The organism is Bradyrhizobium sp. 33ap4 (assembly GCF_032654765.1).
Lineage (GTDB): Bacteria > Pseudomonadota > Alphaproteobacteria > Rhizobiales > Xanthobacteraceae > Bradyrhizobium > Bradyrhizobium australafricanum.
Genome location: NZ_JAUMTJ010000172.1, coordinates 1 through 1490, shown reverse-complemented (window position 1 = coordinate 1490; position 1490 = coordinate 1). Strand labels below are relative to the sequence as shown.

2 protein-coding genes are annotated in these 1490 nt (G+C 60.1%); both read left to right on the top strand.

From position 1 onward, the window contains the following. The first annotated feature begins 76 nt into the window (after positions 1-76). Positions 77-1180, top strand: a complete 1104-nt coding sequence (locus Q2M23_RS43555; RefSeq protein ID WP_316399510.1) for an IS5 family transposase — start codon at positions 77-79, stop codon at positions 1178-1180. Then, positions 1177-1490, top strand: a 314-nt coding sequence (locus Q2M23_RS43550; protein ID WP_316399509.1) for a hypothetical protein, incomplete at its 3' end; no start/stop codon positions are given. The genes Q2M23_RS43555 and Q2M23_RS43550, both read left to right, overlap by 4 nt.

Here is a 1490-nt window from a genome sequence, read left to right as displayed (position 1 = left end):
CAGGCTGTTGAAGAAGCCGGTAGCGAAGCGTTTCGTATCGTGATTCTCTAGGGCCGAGATTTCACCGGGGGGCACGATGCGAGGAAGTGACGAACGGTCCGGCTCGCTTTTCAGCTACGTGGACCTGGAGGCTCGGGTTCGCGTCGACCACCCGCTACGGGTAATCCGGGACTTGGCGAATGCGACGCTGCGCGACCTTTCTGGGGAGTTCGGCAAGCTCTATACAGACTTCGGTCGCCCCTCGATCGCACCGGAGAAGTTGCTTCGGGCGATGCTCCTGCAGGCGTTTTATGGGGTTCGCTCGGAACGGCATCTAATGGAACGGATGGAGTTCGATCTTCTGTTCCGCTGGTTCGTTGGGCTTGGGGTGGACGATACGGTTTGGGACCATTCGACCTTCTCGAAGAACCGTGACCGGCTGCTCGAAGGCGAGATTGCGGCCAAGTTCTTGAACGCGCTTTTGGCGCAGCCAAAGGTCAAGCGCCTGCTATCGAGCGATCACTTCTCGGTGGATGGTACGCTGATTGAAGCCTGGGCTTCGATCAAGAGCTTCCGGAAGAAGGATGGCAGCGACAAAGACGAGGACGGTCCGGGACGCAACGCCGAGCGCAGCTTTCACAAGGAGAAGCGATCCAACGAGACCCATGCGAGCACGACCGATCCTGAGGCGCGGCTCTACAAGAAGGGTGACGGCCAGCCAGCCAAGCTGAGCTATATGGGCCATGCTCTGATGGAGAACCGCAACGGTTTAGCGGTTTTGGGTGGGGTGAGCCAAGCGACGGGCACCGCCGAACGGGAGATTGCGCTTGCCATGATCGACAGGCGGAGGTGCGCGAAGCGGATCACTCTGGGGGCGGATAAGGCCTATGATGTCACGCAGTTCGTGCACGAGCTGAGAGATCGATCGGTTACCCCGCATATCGCGATCGATGGACATCTGAGTAAGACCGGCAAACGGCGCAAGACGGCGATCGACGCGCGTACCACGCGTCACAGCGGCTACGATGTCAGCCAACGCTGCCGCAAACGCATCGAAGAAGTCTTCGGCTGGATCAAGAGTTCCGCTGGCTTGGCCAAGGTCAAACTGCGAGGCCGTGACCGCGTGGATGCCGTCTTCGTCCTGGCGCTTGCAGCCTACAATCTGATCCGGCTTCCCAAGCTTCTGGCGGCACCGGCATGAGCATTCGGGGAAGATGGCAGGTCGTCGAGACGCCGGGCTACGACCTGGCCTTGGCGGGCGCCTACATCCTGTTCGATGTGACCGGCGGCGAATTCGCCTTCGATTGCCTCACCGGTTCCATTCATGGAGCCTGCCACGGCGATACCGTCGAGTTCGCCTGGCAAGGAAACGACGAAATGGAGCCAGCCGAGGGTGACGGTTGGGCCGAACTGCACGATGACGGCTCACTCGAAGGGGAGGTTTGCCTCCTCAACGGCGACAACATCCCATTCATCGCGCGCCGTTCAAAGACTTCTTCAACAGCCTGCTA

Coding starts and splice junctions, on each gene's coding strand:
- Q2M23_RS43555 (WP_316399510.1), top strand. CDS start 77: ATGCGAGGAAGTGACGAACGGTCCGGCTCGCTTTTCAGCTACGTGGAC.